Annotated in this window: 18 protein-coding genes; 10 read left to right on the top strand and 8 right to left on the bottom strand. The window is 62.6% G+C overall.

Features of this window, described 5'->3' with window-relative positions; all coding sequences use genetic code 11:
• Positions 1-86: 86 nt before the first annotated feature.
• The gene (locus tag DXY04_RS00090; protein ID WP_115160506.1) at positions 87-479 is read left to right on the top strand and encodes a phosphoribosyltransferase; all 393 of its coding nucleotides are present in this window, start codon (positions 87-89) and stop codon (positions 477-479) included.
• On the top strand, positions 479-949 hold the full coding sequence (locus DXY04_RS00085) for a nucleoside 2-deoxyribosyltransferase (protein WP_115160505.1): 471 nt from the start codon (positions 479-481) through the stop codon (positions 947-949). The genes DXY04_RS00090 and DXY04_RS00085 overlap by 1 nt, the downstream gene beginning before the upstream one ends.
• Before the next feature lie 72 nt (positions 950-1,021).
• Here DXY04_RS00085 and DXY04_RS00080 read toward each other — a convergent pair whose 3' ends face one another.
• From DXY04_RS00080 to hemL, 3 genes are all read right to left on the bottom strand, one after another.
• Positions 1,022-1,441, bottom strand: coding sequence for a cytidine deaminase (locus tag DXY04_RS00080; protein ID WP_115160504.1), 420 nt, complete (start codon positions 1,439-1,441; stop codon positions 1,022-1,024).
• Complete coding sequence (locus DXY04_RS00075; protein ID WP_244278519.1) at positions 1,416-1,802, bottom strand: hypothetical protein; 387 nt, start codon at positions 1,800-1,802, stop codon at positions 1,416-1,418. Before DXY04_RS00075 ends, DXY04_RS00080 begins: the two co-directional genes overlap by 26 nt.
• 85 nt (positions 1,803-1,887) lie before the next feature.
• A complete protein-coding gene (gene hemL, locus DXY04_RS00070) occupies positions 1,888-3,189 on the bottom strand; it encodes a glutamate-1-semialdehyde 2,1-aminomutase (protein WP_115160503.1) in 1,302 nt (433 codons plus the stop codon).
• A 136-nt stretch (positions 3,190-3,325) separates the two neighbouring features.
• On the opposite strand from hemL, the gene DXY04_RS00065 reads away from it, so the two are divergent.
• Positions 3,326-4,777, top strand: a complete 1,452-nt coding sequence (locus DXY04_RS00065) for an FAD-linked oxidase C-terminal domain-containing protein (protein WP_115160502.1) — start codon at positions 3,326-3,328, stop codon at positions 4,775-4,777.
• A 6-nt stretch (positions 4,778-4,783) separates the two neighbouring features.
• On the opposite strand, the gene xth is transcribed toward DXY04_RS00065, so the two are convergent.
• A complete protein-coding gene (xth, locus tag DXY04_RS00060) occupies positions 4,784-5,614 on the bottom strand; it encodes an exodeoxyribonuclease III (protein WP_170951278.1) in 831 nt (276 codons plus the stop codon).
• 55 nt (positions 5,615-5,669) lie between these two features.
• Here xth and DXY04_RS00055 point away from each other — a divergent pair, with 55 nt between their 5' ends.
• Positions 5,670-5,954: a hypothetical protein gene (locus DXY04_RS00055; protein ID WP_170951277.1), complete on the top strand. Its 285-nt coding sequence runs from the start codon at positions 5,670-5,672 to the stop codon at positions 5,952-5,954.
• On the opposite strand, the gene DXY04_RS00050 is transcribed toward DXY04_RS00055, so the two are convergent.
• Positions 5,920-6,735, bottom strand: a complete 816-nt coding sequence (locus DXY04_RS00050) for a hypothetical protein (RefSeq protein WP_244278518.1) — start codon at positions 6,733-6,735, stop codon at positions 5,920-5,922. The two genes, DXY04_RS00055 and DXY04_RS00050, sit on opposite strands and share 35 nt — an antisense overlap.
• Positions 6,736-6,828: 93 nt before the next feature.
• Between DXY04_RS00050 and DXY04_RS00045 the strand changes: the two genes are divergently transcribed.
• The 5 genes from DXY04_RS00045 to DXY04_RS00025 are packed head-to-tail and all read left to right on the top strand — an operon-like array spanning position 6,829 to position 11,221.
• Positions 6,829-7,449 carry a hypothetical protein gene (locus DXY04_RS00045; protein WP_115081712.1) on the top strand — a complete coding sequence of 207 codons (621 nt, stop codon included), beginning with the start codon at positions 6,829-6,831 and terminating at the stop codon, positions 7,447-7,449.
• Positions 7,449-8,096, top strand: a complete 648-nt coding sequence (locus tag DXY04_RS00040; RefSeq protein WP_115132139.1) for a hypothetical protein — start codon at positions 7,449-7,451, stop codon at positions 8,094-8,096. Before DXY04_RS00045 ends, DXY04_RS00040 begins: the two co-directional genes overlap by 1 nt.
• Entirely contained in the window at positions 8,093-9,301 is a 1,209-nt protein-coding gene (larC, locus tag DXY04_RS00035) for a nickel pincer cofactor biosynthesis protein LarC (RefSeq protein WP_115160500.1), read from the top strand. The genes DXY04_RS00040 and larC overlap by 4 nt, the downstream gene beginning before the upstream one ends.
• The gene (locus DXY04_RS00030; protein WP_115160499.1) at positions 9,301-10,215 is read left to right on the top strand and encodes a lysylphosphatidylglycerol synthase domain-containing protein; all 915 of its coding nucleotides are present in this window, start codon (positions 9,301-9,303) and stop codon (positions 10,213-10,215) included. The genes larC and DXY04_RS00030 overlap by 1 nt, the downstream gene beginning before the upstream one ends.
• Positions 10,216-10,249: 34 nt before the next feature.
• A complete protein-coding gene (locus DXY04_RS00025) occupies positions 10,250-11,221 on the top strand; it encodes a metallophosphoesterase (RefSeq protein ID WP_115160508.1) in 972 nt (323 codons plus the stop codon).
• On the opposite strand, the gene DXY04_RS00020 is transcribed toward DXY04_RS00025, so the two are convergent.
• Complete coding sequence (locus DXY04_RS00020) at positions 11,198-12,892, bottom strand: iron ABC transporter permease (RefSeq protein WP_244278516.1); 1,695 nt, start codon at positions 12,890-12,892, stop codon at positions 11,198-11,200. The genes DXY04_RS00025 and DXY04_RS00020 overlap by 24 nt on opposite strands.
• Before the next feature lie 64 nt (positions 12,893-12,956).
• Here DXY04_RS00020 and DXY04_RS00015 point away from each other — a divergent pair, with 64 nt between their 5' ends.
• Positions 12,957-14,027 carry an ABC transporter ATP-binding protein gene (locus tag DXY04_RS00015; protein WP_115160507.1) on the top strand — a complete coding sequence of 357 codons (1,071 nt, stop codon included), beginning with the start codon at positions 12,957-12,959 and terminating at the stop codon, positions 14,025-14,027.
• A gap of 47 nt (positions 14,028-14,074) precedes the next feature.
• On the opposite strand, the gene DXY04_RS00010 is transcribed toward DXY04_RS00015, so the two are convergent.
• Positions 14,075-14,257: a hypothetical protein gene (locus DXY04_RS00010; protein WP_114988287.1), complete on the bottom strand. Its 183-nt coding sequence runs from the start codon at positions 14,255-14,257 to the stop codon at positions 14,075-14,077.
• Between the two features lie 17 nt (positions 14,258-14,274).
• Positions 14,275-14,404, bottom strand: a 130-nt coding sequence (locus tag DXY04_RS00005; RefSeq protein ID WP_136975344.1) for a GTP-binding protein, incomplete at its 5' end; no start/stop codon positions are given.

The raw sequence follows: 14,404 nt of genomic DNA, 5'->3' as shown, positions 1-14,404 counted from the left end.
GCTGCGAAACCATTTGCGATTTTGTTCCTGGGGCGGGATGTCTCGGCTCAAGGGGCATCACAGCGTGGATGTGTCATTCTCCGGCTATGCAGGTACTGAGCTGGGCCCAATTCGATCAGGCGGTGCAGCAGTTGGCTTCACGCTTTGCTGGTTCTGCAGTGACCGGCGTTTATGGGGTCCCCCGTGGGGGCCTGTGCCTTGCCGTAGCGCTCAGCCATGCCATCGATCGCCCCTTGCTCTCAGCGCCTAAGCCATCAGCCCTGATTGTGGATGATGTCTATGAAACCGGACGCACCTTGCAGGCGTTGAAAGGTCAGGTGCCGCAGGCATCCTTTGCTGTTTGGGTCAGCAAGGTGCGTCCTGATTGGTGGGTGGCAGTCGAGGTTGCCGCGTCGTCGGAATGGCTGGTGTTTCCTTGGGAGAACCTTGAACAGGCCCGTGCCGATGAGCAGGCGTACCGTGCCTCCCGGGGCCTGTGATGAACAACAGCGCGCGCACGATTTATCTGGCGTCTCCTTATGGCTTCTCGGAGCAATGGAAGCGGCTGTTGTTGCCGGAGTTCATCGGGGCATTGGAAGCCCTGGGATTGGAGGTCTGGGAGCCCTTTGCTCGCAATGGTCAGGTGAATCTGGCGGAACCGGGATGGGCCTATCGCGTCGCGCAGAGGGATCTGCAGGATGTGCGTGATGCCGATGCGCTGTTCGCCATCGTGAATGGAACGCCTCCCGATGAGGGGGTCATGGTGGAGCTTGGTGCCGCCATTGCCCTGGGTAAACCCACCTTCCTGTTTCGGGATGATTTCCGCAGGTGCACCGATTCCGAGCAGTATCCGCTCAACCTGATGGTGTTTGCCGGTCTCCCTGAGCGGGAGTGGCAGAAGTACGTCTACAGCGATGTGTCTGACATCAATGATCCCGACAAAGCCTTGGCCTGTTGGGCGCGATCCTGATGTTCGGTTGAATCGTGGTCTTTTGATGCTGCGCGCTCTTGGATGAGCGCTTCAGGTCTGTGATGGTGTTGATCAGTTGATGTTTGCTTGCCTCAGTTCAAAGGGAGCAGGAAGAAGTTGTTCGAGTTGCCTTGTGCCCACACCATCGATGCTCACCTTGGCCTTGCTTGGCAGCAGTTCCTGCATCACCTGACGGCAGGCGCCGCATGGCATCCGGGATCCAGTGGCTGCATCGCTCTGGGCATCGATGCAGCTCACGGCCAGTTCAATTGGTTGTTTGCCTTGGCTAATCGCCGTGAAAAGGGCGACCCGCTCTGCGCAGATGCTCAGGCCATAACTGGCATTTTCCACATTGCAGCCGTCGATCACACTGCCGTCATCACACTGCACTGCGGCCCCCACGTGGAAGTTCGAGTAGGGGCAATGGGCACGTTCGGCGGCCCGGCGCGCTCGCGCTAGTAAACACTCAGCGTTGTTCTCGGCAGGAGCCATGGGCCGTTTCCAAAAGGCTGCTCAGGGTTTTCGTCCCAGCTGATTGGGTCAGCCGGGACTGCTGGCTGAGTTCGAATCCCTTTTGATCATCAATGACCAGATCTCCGCTCACAGCGACACGACTCTCCTTGGCAGGACCGCTGGAGGCGCCGGAGTCATTGAATGTGAGCGCTCCTAAAGGGGCTTCGTAGGACCAGTGATAGGTCATGCGAGAGCCCGCGATCTGTTCAACACCGGAACTGCTGAAGCGCTCCACCAGGGTGGTGAGTCTGCTGTCGATCACCGTCCGAGGTTCAATCGCAGGGTTCTCACCCCGCTCAACCCGAAACTGCTGCTGCTTGAGTTGTCGGATGCCTGCCATCGGATGGCCAGACCACCGGGCCTCCACGGTCTGAATGGTGCAGACCAGTGGAGGTGGAGGTGGTGCTGAGGCCAGCACGGACTGATCAGGCCACAGCCGCGAAGCTTTCGCGGAAGGCGTTAATCGTCGCTTCGATGTCGGCGTCGGAGTGAGCCAGGGACGTGAAACCGGCTTCGAACGCTGACGGTGCGAGGTAGATGCCCCGCTCGAGCATGGCGCGATGCAGTTTGCCGAAACGTTCCGAATCCGTCGCCTTGGCTTCTTCGAAATTGCGCACGGGTCCCTCGCAGAGGAAGAAGCCGAACATGGCGCTGACGCTGGCCGCTGTGATCGGCATGCCAGCGGATTGGGCGGCGTCCTTGATGCCCGCCACAAGCTTCTGGGTTGTGGCCGTCAGCTTCTCGTAAGTGCCGGGCTGCTTGAGCAGTTCCAGGGTCTTGATGCCGGCGGTCATCGCCAGGGGATTTCCACTGAGGGTTCCGGCCTGATACATGGGGCCAGCCGGGGCCACCATTCCCATGATGTCGGCACGGCCGCCGTAGGCGCCCACAGGAAGGCCGCCACCGATCACCTTGCCCATGGTCGTGAGATCTGGGGTGACGCCGAAATGTGCCTGGGCTCCGCCGTAGCTGATCCGGAAGCCGGTCATCACCTCGTCGAACACCAGCAGAGCGCCGTGCTCTTTGGTGAGTTCCCGCAAACCTTCGAGGAAGCCGGGTTCCGGTTGAATGAAGCCGGCGTTGCCGACGATCGGCTCGAGGATCACGCCTGCGATGGCGTCGGGGTTCTCGGCGAACAGGGCCTTAACGGCTTCGAGGTCGTTGTAAGGCGCCGTGAGGGTGTTGGCCGTGGTGCTGCGCGGGACACCGGGGGAGTCGGGCAGGCCGAGTGTGGCCACACCGGAACCGGCTTTGACCAGGAACATGTCCGCATGGCCGTGGTAGCAGCCCTCGAACTTGATCACCTTGTCGCGGCCGGTGTAGGCACGGATCAGGCGCAACACAGCCATGCAGGCCTCGGTGCCGCTGTTGACGAAGCGCACCATCTCAACGCTGGGTACAGCGTCGATCACCATTTCGGCCAGGGTGTTTTCCAGGGCACAAGGTGCTCCGAAGCTGGTGCCCTTCTCGATCGCTTCCTGCAGTGCTGCGATCACCTCGGGATGGGCGTGGCCGCAGATGGCCGGTCCCCAGCTGCCGATGTAGTCGATGTACTTATTGCCATCCACGTCCCAGGCATAGGGACCCTTCACTCGATCGAACACGATCGGCTGACCGCCAACCGACTTGAACGCCCGCACAGGGGAGCTGACACCTCCGGGCATCAGGGCCTGTGCTGCGCCGAAGATGGCCTGGGAGTGGCTGGTGTTCAACGCGGGAGCTGTCACTGGAACCGACGCCAAAGGGCTGATGCAAACCGTGCAACATCCTGACTCAGGAACGACCGGTTCCGTTTGCTGTGTTTCTTAATTGCCCACTTCCAACGCATTTTGATGCGTAGTCTTTGATCAGATCGAGATCGATGTGGCCCACGACTGGTCAGTGCTGGAGAGGGATCTGCGCCGATGTCTGCCCCCTCGGGCCATCGTGGCGAAGCGTCAGGAACTGCTTAGTTACGACTGTGACGGACTGACGCTTGAGCGCCACTGTCCGCCCTTGGCGGTGCTGCCGGAGACCACCGAGCAGGTCGCTGTGGTGTTGCAGTGCTGCCATCAACACGGCGTGCCGTTTGTGGCTCGTGGAAGCGGCACCGGCCTCTCGGGGGGAGCGTTGGTGGATCAGCAGGCGCTGCTGGTGGTGACCAGTCGCATGCGTCGTGTGCTCGACCTTGATCTGGCCAATCAGCGCGTCACGGTGCAGCCCGGGGTCATCAACAGCTGGGTGACGCGCGCCGTTGCAGGAGACGGGTTTTATTACGCCCCGGATCCCTCCAGCCAGGTGGTTTGCAGCATCGGCGGCAATGTGGCGGAAAATTCGGGCGGGGTGCACTGCCTCAAATACGGCGTGACCAGCAATCACGTTCTGGGGCTTGAGGTGGTCCTACCCGACGGAACTATCACGCAGTTGGGCAACGGGCTGGCCGAATCCTCCGAACTGGACCTACGTGGTGCGTTCATCGGTAGCGAAGGAACGCTGGGCATCGCGACGGCCATCACCCTTCGCCTGCTTCGGGCTCCGGAGTGCGTGAACGTGCTGTTGGCGGATTTCGCCACGATGGAAGCGGCAGGGGAAGCGGTGCGATCGGTCACCGCGAGCGGCCTCCTGCCGGCGGGTATGGAAATCATGGACAACGTCACCATCAACGCCGTCAATGATTTCTTCGGCTACGACGAGTACCCCCGTGATGCAGCGGCCGTTCTGCTGATTGAGCTTGATGGGCAGGAGGCTGAGGTTCAGGCCTCTTCTGAGCGGGCCGAGGCGCTTTGTCGCGCGGCAGGAGCCCGTGGGCTGCGTCGGGCCCAAGACCCCACGGAATGCGCGGTGCTCTGGAAAGGCCGCAAATCTGCGTTTTCAGCGGTGGGAAAAATCACGCCGACCTATTACGTGCAAGACGGTGTCGTTCCCCGCAGCAGCCTTCCGTCGGTGCTTGCAGCGATTGAACGGCTCAGCCAGGAGCACGGCCTGCCGGTGGCCAATGTTTTCCATGCCGGCGATGGCAACCTTCATCCACTGATCCTGTATTCACTGGACCAGCCCAATGTGGAGCGGAGCGTGAAGGAGCTCGGTGCCGCCATCCTGCGGGTGTGTCTTGATGCCGGTGGCAGCATCAGCGGAGAGCACGGCGTCGGCGCCGACAAGCGCTGCTACCTCGACTGGATGTTCAGCCCCGACGACCTGGAAACGATGGGGCTGTTGCGGTCTGCTTTTGATCCAGACAACCGCGCCAATCCCGGCAAGGTGTTGCCCACGCCGCGCACCTGTGGTGAATCGGCCAAACGGATGGTGACGCTCCCCGGCGGCGTCGAGGTTTACTGAACGGGATCAGAAGAACGGTTCATCCCCGTCGTCGTCGGTTGGAGGCCAGTCCAGGTCAACGCTGACAGGAGCGTGGTCGCTGGGTTGTTGGTTGCCGCGCATGCCTTTGTGGATGACGCAGCTGCGGGCGAGTCCCAGCAGCTCGTCGCATAAATAGATGTGGTCGATGCGCCAACCGCGGTCCCGATCCCAGGCACCGCTCCGGTAATCCCACCAGCTCCAGTGACCGGAATCCGGTTCGAACACGCGGAACACGTCCTGAAGCCGTTCACCGAGGGCGTCACGAAGGGCCTGGCGTTCGGCATCGCTCGCCATGATTCCGCCGGTCTGGCGGTCGGGGTCAGGAAGATCGCGTGCTTCGAGGCCGATGTTGAAGTCGCCGACCATGCAGAGCGGCTCGCCGCGTTGTTCTTGAGCATCGAGATAACGCTTCAGGCAGCCGAGCCAGGCCAATTTGTAGGGGTATTTCTCCGACTTCAGGCTTGATCCATTCGGGACATAAAGGTTGAGCACGCGAACGCCATTCAGCAGTGCGCTGATCACGCGCTTCTGTGCGCCGAGCTCGTTCGCTTCCGCATCATCCGGGAGCTCCCCAACAAAGCCGCAGCGCACATCCTCCAAGGGCTCGCGGCTGATCAGGGCGACGCCGTTGTAGGCCTTCTGGCCATGGATGTGCACGTGCCAACCAGCAGATTTGAAGGCTCCCAGCGGGAACAGCGGGTCATCCACCTTGGTTTCCTGCAGACAGAGCAGATCCGGTTGCTCTCTCTCCAGCCAGCTGAGCACCTGATCCAATCGTGTGCGGACCGAGTTCACGTTCCAGGTGGCGATCTGCACGGCTGATCCAGTGGCGTCAAAGACCCTTAGCATCAGCCAACTCCGGATTCCGCTGATGTCTCGCCGTCTTGCGGCTGTCGCCCAGGCTGTGTTGTCTTCCCTGGTGGTGACGACGCTTCCGATGGGTGCAGGGGCCCAGGTTGAAGCTCCCTTTCAGAACCGCGAGGAACGCGAGATCTACGGCGACACCAATGGCAGCGGCTCAATTCTGGATGCCGCCAACCCGATGGATTTCTTGAACCAGATCCGACGGGCGACGGCCATGGACGACGCCACGCCACCATCCGATGCCATTGATGCGGCCCTCAAGGCCTATCAGAATCCTCCAGCGACGCCGTAGCGCTGGAGGGTGAGGGTTCTGATCCGGTTCTGCGGGCTGCGCTCAATCCCAGCTGTGCTGCCACAACATCGATCAAGGGATGGATCCCATTGGCATCCCGCCGTTCTCGGGCCTGCTTGAGCAGGGTTTGAACCGCCTCTGAATTGCCTTGCTCTTGCCGCAATAGGGCCAAGGCCAGCAGGGGCCTTGCATCTGTCTTGTTCTCCGTGGCCAGCTGGCCAAACAACCCAATCGCACTCTGATCGGATCCGCTTTGTCGCAGCAGATCTGCCAAAAGCAAACCGATCTCCAGACGCTGGCCAGGTTCCAGGCCCTTGAACCGAGCCGTGAGCTCTGCTGTCACCTGATGCTGACGTCCCTGCTCTTGGTCCAGGAGCACCAGCAGTTGCAGAACCTGCAGATCATTCGGATGCAGCCGCAGCAGATGTTGGAGGCTGCGCCGGGCGGCCTCGGGCTGGCCATTGCGACGTTGCAGATCGGCTTTGAACAGGGTGAGTTCGCGCGGCGTCGAGCGGCCAGACAGCCACGGTTGCAGCACCACTTCGGCCTCTTGCAGGCGCTCCAGTGTCACCAAGCGTTCCAGCAGCAGGCCCCGTTCTGCTTCGCTGAGTTCCTCCTCGTCCTGAAGCTGCTGCATCAGTAGCTCAACCTGCAGATGTTCAGCCTGGCGAGTGCTGCGCGCTCGCGTTTCCGGGGCCATGGATGCCGCGGCGACCCAACCGACCAGTGCAGCCCCCACGATGGACGCCAGCAGCAACAGAATTCGGCGCGGGCTGGGCATCCGATCTCGAATCAGCCACTTCAGTCTGAGGAGATTGCAGTGGGCTGGCTACAGTCTTTAGAAGGGCTTTTGACTCCGCCCGGTTCAGCATCAATGCGCGCCCATCCGATTCCCCCGGTCACAGAGCCGTTGCAATACCGGGCCATCGGTCTTGTGCGCGGCACTTACGCCCCAACCGACCCCGAGCAACTCACCCGTGGCACCTTGACCGATGCCCAGGGGGTCCCCCTGGAAACTGTCGTGCTCGGTCGGGTGCTCACCCTGATGCGGCGGCATCTGCCCCTGGATCAACCCCACCTCTGGGTCGTGTATCCCAGAAGCCGTGAAAGTGATCATCTGCATCTGCAGATTGCTGGGGTCTGGGAACCCAGCACCCTGGCTCCAGACCAAGCCGATGCCTCCGACACCCTGCCGGAAGGGGACGACTTCTTTTCCGTTCGAGGCGAGTTGATCTTCACCAAGCCTGAAACCGGCGAAATGGTGGTGAAGGTGCGGCAGCAGGCTCGTGCCGACGGCCACCGTCCGCTTCCCTTCAAGCTCCAGATCAAGGGAGAGCTTCCCCTCGAAAACCTGCGTCACTTCGTCAGCCTTGACCTGCGCCGCCAGGGCCAGGAACTGCACCTCGAAAATCACGACGTGATTGCTCCGATGCCGACGCGTGGCGGCAAATCCAAGGGAGGTCGTGGCCGTGCCACCTCCCGCGCTCGCAGCTGATGGCCGAGGGGGGGCAGGGCTCCACGGGGGCACTTCGGGCCGGCATTGCCGTTGCCGGCATCACCGCCCTCGGCGCTTTTGGTCCTGCCCTGGGTCTGTCTGCTGCCTGGATCGTTGTGGCGGTTGGGGGTGCCCTGGTCACCCTCAGCGTTGATGCCGCCACCTGGGAAGGCATGGGCGGACACATCCTTGCCGAAGCTTTGCCCGGTGGGCAGGAGCGTCTGCGTCGGATTGCGGTGCATGAGGCGGGCCATGTTCTGATCGCGGAAGCGGAGCAACTTCCGGTTCAGCAGGTGCTGGTGGGAACCCTGGCCTGTGTGCGTGCAGGACTGCGCAGCAGCGGCGCCACGGAGTTCGCCGTGCCGGACAGCGTCCGCATGCCGCTTGAGGATCTACGCCGTTGGAGCCGGGTGCTTCAGGCCGGCATCGCTGCTGAGACCGTGGTTTTCGGCAAGGCCCGTGGTGGGGCCGATGACCGCGCTTTGCTGGGACGGCTTTGGGGACTGTCGGGCCATGACGTGGCCACCGCCCAGCGGGAGCAGCGCCGCGCCCGGAGGGAGATTGAGCAGCAGTTGCGTCAGCAGCGGGAGGTGCTTGATCAGCAGGCCGTTGTTCTGTTGGAGGCGGCTCCGCGTCTAGGCCGATGAGCGCGCTTTGGATTGATGCACCAACAGGGTTGGCAGGGGACATGCTCCTGGCCGCACTGTTGGATCTGGGTGTGGACCAGGCCGTGGTGGAGTCGCCTCTGGCGGCCCTCGGTTTGACGGGGCGCTATCGCCTCACCCAGCAGGAGGCGCGCAGTGCTGGTCTCCGAGGCATCCGCGTTGATGTGGAGGGTCTTGAGGATCAGCCGCCCCACCGCCATTGGTCGGGGATCCGTGATCAGATCAATGCAGCTGCTCTAGCGCCATCGCTGAAGCAACGGGTGCTCGCCGTGTTCACCCGTCTGGCGGAAGCCGAAGCCACCGTGCATGGAACTCCGGTGGAGGCCGTTCACTTCCATGAGGTTGGAGCCATCGATGCCCTCGTGGATGTGGTGGGTGTCTGTGCGGCGATTGACGACCTCAATCCAGCCAGGATCGTCTGTTCTCCGTTGCCTGCGGGGAGCGGAACGGTGGCAACCGCCCATGGCCTGTTGCCCGTGCCCGTGCCCGCCGTGCTTGAACTGGCACGACGTCACCGCATTCCTCTGCTTCAGGGCGGAGATCTGCCCACAGGAGAGTTGGTGACGCCCACGGGCCTCGCCCTGGTGTCGGTTCTGGCGGATCAGTTTGTCGCTCCTGAACGTTTGGTGGCTGACAAGGTTGGTGTTGGCCTCGGCCACCGCCAACTGGATCGCCCCAACCTGGTGCGCCTTGTGCTGCACACCCCAGCCGTTACTGCGGAGGAAGGTCCCCGTTGGGAGTCGTTGGTGGTGCAGGAAGCCTGGATCGATGACGCCACTCCAGAGGAGATTGCGGTTTTGATGAATCGCTTGCGTGATGCGGGAGCGATTGATGTGGCGGTGCAGCCGTTGCTGATGAAAAAGGGCCGCAGTGGTCAGTTGCTCACGTCGCTGGTGCGGGATGGGGATGCCGACCAGATCCGCAGCCTCTGGCTCAGTGCTGGCAGCAGCATCGGCCTGCGGGAGCGGCGCCAGGGACGCTGGGTGTTGCCGAGGCGGCAGGGTGTGCTCGAAACGCCCTGGGGTCCCGTCGCTGCCAAACAGGTGCGTCGCCCCGATGGCCGTTGCACCGTCAAAGCCGAGGCGGATGCCCTTGAGGCTCTTCAGGCCAGCACTGGGTGTTCCTTTGATGAGCTGCGGGCTGCTGTTGCAGTAGCGCCGTTCGTCAGCACGGACGATTGGGCCTAATGGGCAAGGTTCTCCGGCAACCCAAGCTCTGGATCACGCTGGCCAGCCTGATCTTCATCGCTGTGGCTTTGGCCCAGCAGGCGGGCCAACTTCGCCAGCTGAGCTTGGTGGCCAACGGTTGGTGGTGGCTGGTGCTGGGGCTGGGCCTCACCTGGCTCAGCATCCTGATCAATGGTTTGGCCTGGCGCGACCTTCTGATCTGGTTGAGACATCCTCCCCAGGGGGTTGCGGTGGTGCCGCTGTTTGTGCGGAGCAACCTGCTCAAGTACCTGCCGGGAGGGATCTGGCATCTGGTGGAGCGGGTCCGCGTGCTGCGTCCGGCGATTGGCGGCGGCCCTGCCCTGGCTGGGGTGATCCTTGATCCACTCCTGATCGTGGCGGCGTCCGTTCTTGTTGTGGTTGCTGGTGGATGGCAGCAGGGCTTTGCCCTGCTGGCTCCATGGCCCGCACTGTTGATGATGTCCCGCTGGCGCGAGCCCCTTCTGCGTCGACTGGAGCGTTCCAAGGCGGCGCAATTGCAGTCGGTTGGCAGTGGTCCTCTGGTAAGTGAGGGAAGCGGCCGCGGCGGCTATCCCTGGCGGCCCCTCAGCCTTCAGCTGCTGTTTGTGGTCTGCCGCTTTGCCGGGTTCTGGTGCAGCGTGCAGGCCTTCGGCATTCAAAGTCCGGCACCGTTCACCTGGCTTGCGGCCTTTGGTCTGGCCTACGCCGTTGGGCTGGTGGTGCCTGGTGCCCCCGGGGGGCTCGGGGTGTTTGAGGCCACCCTGCTGCTGCGTTTGGGTGCTGCCGTGCCAGAGGCGCAGTTGCTCGCGGTGGTTCTCAGCTACCGACTCCTCTCCACCTTGGCCGATGTTGTTGCCAGCGGGGGCCTGGTGGCCGATCGGATGCTGGGCCAACGTTTGAAACGCCACCGCTGACCCCCGTGCTGTTGTGTTGCTGAGTCGTCGCCGGATGCTGCAGTTGGTGCTTGGCGCCGGTCTTACGGCAGCGGCCCTGCCCTTGAGCGCCGCCAGGGGAGTTGTTCAACGGGTTGGGCTGATCAGCGATCTCAACAGCAGCTATGGCTCCACCCGCTACATCCCTGCCGTGGATCAGGGGCTTGATCAGCTCATTGGCCTGCAGCCGGATCTGGTGGTGTGTGCTGGCGACATGGTCGCGGGTCAGATGCGAGGCCTCACTGGTCAGCAGCTGGATGCCATGTGGCGGGGCTTTGAGACGTCGGTTCTGCAGCGGCTTCAGGCGGCGAAGATTCCACTGCTGCCAGCGATCGGGAACCATGACGGTTCACCGGGGTTTCCCGCGGATCGTGCCGCTGTGGGTCGGTTCTGGACCCCGATCCGTTCACGGATGGGATTGGCGTTTGTGGATGCCTCGCAGTTCCCGTTTCGCTACTCGGTGCTGCAGGACGGGATCTTCTGGCTGGTCTGGGATGCCAGCTCAGCCCGTGTTCCTGAGGATCAGCTGATCTGGGCACAACAGCAGTTGGCCAGCATCGAGGCACAAAAGGCTCGTGCTCGGTTTGTGGTGGGTCATCTCCCCCTGGCTGGGGTTGGTCTGGGCAAGGATCGCCCCGGTGAGGTGTTGGAACGGGGAGGTGCACTTCAGGCCTTGATGGATACCGCCGGCGTGCAGGCCTACATCAGTGGTCATCACCACACCTGGTTCTCCAGTCGTCGTGGCCAGCTTGATCTGATCCAGCTCGGTGCCTTGGGCAGTGGCCCCCGGCGCCTGTTGCGTGGTGAAGCGCCAGCACAGCAGACCTTCACCTTGTTGGAGATCGATGGGGGCAGGGGCACCCTCCGGGAGACCACCTACGCCGTGTCCACGGGACGGCCGATCTCCTGGTCAACACTCCCGCTCCGTCTCAACACCCGTGCTGGCTTGCTCCAGCGCAACGCATCAGAGCGTTTGCTCCGGGGGTGACGAGCCCTCTCGTCTGGAGGCGTGATCCAGGGTTGGCACCAAGGCCATGGCGGCGACCAGCCCCAGAACGAGGATCATCAGGGCCGGCAACATCGCTTCCGCCAGCCGTTCATCGCCGGCGTACTGGAACACGCGCACCGAGAGCGTGTCGAAGTCAAAAGGCCGCAGGGCAAAGGTGAGGGGAAGCTCTTTCACCGTGTCCACGAACACTAGCAGCAGTCCGACGGTGATCGGTCCGCGCAAGAGAGGCAGATGCACGCGTTGGAGCACGCGCTGCCAAGGTGATCCCATCCCCGTCGCCGCCTCATCGAGGCTCGGGCTGATCCGTTCCAGGGCTGCATCCAGGCCTCCTTTCGCCACAGCCAGAAATCGATCGCTGTAGCCCCACAGCAGCAGGAGCAAAGGGGCGACCTGCCAGGGGGCGCCCGTGAGCAAAAGGGCCAGAGCCAAGACGGTGCCGGGGATGGCGTAGCCCGTTCCGGCCAGGAAGGTGAGGCTTTTCAGCCATGGGGCGCTGGACCAGCGTTTGGCGATGGCCAGCACCAGCGCTGCCGTTACCGCCAAAACAGCAGCGACCAGAGCCAGCAAAAGACTGCGGCCGCTCAGACTGATCAGATCGTCGTTCCAGCTGGTTTGGAGCTGGTCCAAGTTGCTGGCGGCCCACAGCAGTGGGGTGCCCAGGCTCACGATCGGAGGGATCACGGCGAGCAGTTGCGCCACCCCAGCGCGGAATCCATGCAGGTGCCAAGCGGTTGCATCCCCGCCGGCCACGCCATCGCTCCAGCGCCGACTGCGCCTGCGCAGGCTGCGTTCACACACCACCAACGTCAACACGATCACTAGCGTGATCAAGGCCAAGCTGATGGCGCCTGAGGGATCGCCGTTGGACTGCCAGGTTTCCAGGATGCCCGCGGAGAGACTCGGGATGCCGAGCAGCTGCACAGCACCCAGCTCATTGACCACTTCCATGCCCATGAGAGCGACGCCGGCTCCGATCGCGGGCAGTGCAATGGGCAAGGCCACACGCCGGAAGGCTGACCAGGGACCAACCCCCAGGCTCCGGCATGCCTCCAGCTGACGCTGACCGCTGACGGAGAAACTTTCCGTGCTCAACAGGAACACATAGGGGTAGGTCGTCAGGGCCATCACAGCAATGCCCCACCCCATGCCGTGAATGGTCCAGCTGTGGCGACTGCCCAGATCAACGAGGATCGCCGAGAGGAGATAGGCCGGCGTTGCCAGGGGAATCAGCTGGGCGATGCGCAGCCATGTCCGACCGGGAAAACGGCAGTTGCACAGCAGCCAACCGTTCGCAGTGCCAAGCAAGGTGCCCAGCGTTGCTGTTCCGAGCAGCAGCTGGATGCTGCCAACGATTTGGCGCATGCCATCGGGGCCAAGATCGCTGAAGCCGCTGTGCAAAGACGTCAGGGCCTCCCTCACCAGCGTCAACACCGGCCAGATCGCAACCAGGCCAGTGATGGAGGCGATCAGGATCAGGGCCAGCCGGGTTGGGCTTGGAACAACACTCCGGTTGGGCAGCAACTTCACTTCAGCGATGGGCCGGACACCGTTGTCGCGACGTGGTGTTGCGACATTGCCATGGAACGAGTCTGGCGATGAACGATGGGGATCTAATCGAGGGCGTGCAAACCGCACACCGGCTTCGATCATTTGTCACACTCATAAGCTCGGTCGGTTCCCAAGCTTCATCTGATCTGTGGAACAGCTGCTCCCGATGGAGCCAACGGTTGCTTTAAACGGGGTCTGGCACAGCTACGGCGACGCCTCTGACGGCTGGACCCTGAAGGGGGTGGATCTTCAGGTGGCGCCAGGGGAGCTGCTGGGCCTGCTGGGCCCCTCCGGCTGTGGCAAGACCACCCTGCTCCGCTTGATTGCCGGCTTCGAACGCCCCCGGCGCGGCACGGTGCAGCTGGATCAGCGCATGGTGGCTGGAGATGGGATCTGGATGGAACCGGAACGTCGGGGCGTTGGCATGGTGTTCCAGGATTACGCCCTCTTCCCTCACCTGAACGCTTGGCAGAACGCCAGTTTCGGTTTGCCCCGGCGGAATCCCAACCGTGAGCGCGTGGTCTGGTTGTTTGCACTGCTGGGGCTGAAGGGGCTCGAGCAGCGCTACCCGCACCAGCTCTCCGGTGGCCAGCGGCAGCGGCTGGCGTTGGCACGCGCTCTGGCCCCAGCTCCCAGGGTGGTTCTGCTTGATGAGCCTTTTTCAAGCCTGGATGTGGAGGTGAGGCTCCGCCTGCGCAGTGAGCTCTCCTCCGTACTGGACGCCTGCGGTGCGAGCGGCGTGATCGTCACCCATGACCCCGGAGAAGCTCTGGCGATCTGCGATCGCGTTGCCGTCATGCGGGACGGCGTGCTGCATCAATGTGCATCGCCCCCCGAGATCGTGAGGTCACCGGCGACGCCTTTTGTTGGATCCTTTGTGCTTCAACGCAATTTGATTCCAGTGCAGGTCCATGGCCAAGGCCAGTTGTCTTGTCTCCTGGGAGATCTGGATGCATCGGCCCCATGGGTCCAGGCGGACCGCGAAGCCTCCGGTGACTGTTGTGTGCTCGTGGATCCGCACGACATCACTGTCGTCGCCGATGCCGAAGGAGAGGCCAGCGTCCTGGGCCGTGAATTTCTGGGGGATGCATGGGAGTACCGAATCCGTGTCGCGGATGTGCTGGTGCGGGCCCACTGTCCGATCGAACAGGAGCATCCTCCCCACACCCGTTGTCGCCTCAGCTTCAGGGATGGGGCCAGAGTCACGCTGCTTCCGCTTGGCCAGGCGCTGGCATAAAAAATCCCCCGCCGCAGCGGAGGATTGGGGAAAAAGAATTGATTGTTTCAGCGTTGGTGATGACGCACCGGGATGGGCACAAGCACCGGCTGGCGTAAGCCGCCACCGCCGTTGTCATCATCGGAATCAGCCAGAAGCCACAGCAGCAGGCTGGCAAGAACAAAAACCGTTCCAAGCAGCAGTGGTTCGACCATTGAGGTTTCTCCCATGGCACGCACAATAAGCACCATTCCTGAGTTCTGCTGAATCAGCTGAAACCTTTTCCTGCATCCGGTGCCACACAGGCCTTGAGTTGCTTCCGCAGTTTGTTGTGGTCGATGTTGCGGCCGATCAGCACCAATTGATTTTTGCGATCACCGGTCCAGTCGGTGTCGTCG

Source organism: Synechococcus sp. UW86, from assembly GCF_900474085.1.
Taxonomy (GTDB): Bacteria; Cyanobacteriota; Cyanobacteriia; order PCC-6307; family Cyanobiaceae; genus Parasynechococcus.
This window is presented reverse-complemented; position numbering and strand designations above follow the sequence as displayed.

Bases quoted from the DNA above. Each gene is read 5' to 3' on its own strand.
- DXY04_RS00090 (WP_115160506.1), top strand. From the start codon at position 87: ATGCAGGTACTGAGCTGGGCCCAATTCGATCAGGCGGTGCAGCAGTTG.
- DXY04_RS00085 (WP_115160505.1), top strand. From the start codon at position 479: ATGAACAACAGCGCGCGCACGATTTATCTGGCGTCTCCTTATGGCTTC.
- DXY04_RS00080 (WP_115160504.1), bottom strand. From the start codon at position 1,441: ATGGCTCCTGCCGAGAACAACGCTGAGTGTTTACTAGCGCGAGCGCGC.
- DXY04_RS00075 (WP_244278519.1), bottom strand. From the start codon at position 1,802: ATGGCAGGCATCCGACAACTCAAGCAGCAGCAGTTTCGGGTTGAGCGG.
- DXY04_RS00055 (WP_170951277.1), top strand. From the start codon at position 5,670: ATGTCTCGCCGTCTTGCGGCTGTCGCCCAGGCTGTGTTGTCTTCCCTG.
- DXY04_RS00050 (WP_244278518.1), bottom strand. From the start codon at position 6,735: ATGCCCAGCCCGCGCCGAATTCTGTTGCTGCTGGCGTCCATCGTGGGG.
- DXY04_RS00045 (WP_115081712.1), top strand. From the start codon at position 6,829: ATGCGCGCCCATCCGATTCCCCCGGTCACAGAGCCGTTGCAATACCGG.
- DXY04_RS00040 (WP_115132139.1), top strand. From the start codon at position 7,449: ATGGCCGAGGGGGGGCAGGGCTCCACGGGGGCACTTCGGGCCGGCATT.
- larC (WP_115160500.1), top strand. From the start codon at position 8,093: ATGAGCGCGCTTTGGATTGATGCACCAACAGGGTTGGCAGGGGACATG.
- DXY04_RS00030 (WP_115160499.1), top strand. From the start codon at position 9,301: ATGGGCAAGGTTCTCCGGCAACCCAAGCTCTGGATCACGCTGGCCAGC.
- DXY04_RS00025 (WP_115160508.1), top strand. From the start codon at position 10,250: ATGCTGCAGTTGGTGCTTGGCGCCGGTCTTACGGCAGCGGCCCTGCCC.
- DXY04_RS00020 (WP_244278516.1), bottom strand. From the start codon at position 12,892: ATGATCGAAGCCGGTGTGCGGTTTGCACGCCCTCGATTAGATCCCCAT.
- DXY04_RS00015 (WP_115160507.1), top strand. From the start codon at position 12,957: ATGGAGCCAACGGTTGCTTTAAACGGGGTCTGGCACAGCTACGGCGAC.
- DXY04_RS00010 (WP_114988287.1), bottom strand. From the start codon at position 14,257: ATGGTGCTTATTGTGCGTGCCATGGGAGAAACCTCAATGGTCGAACCA.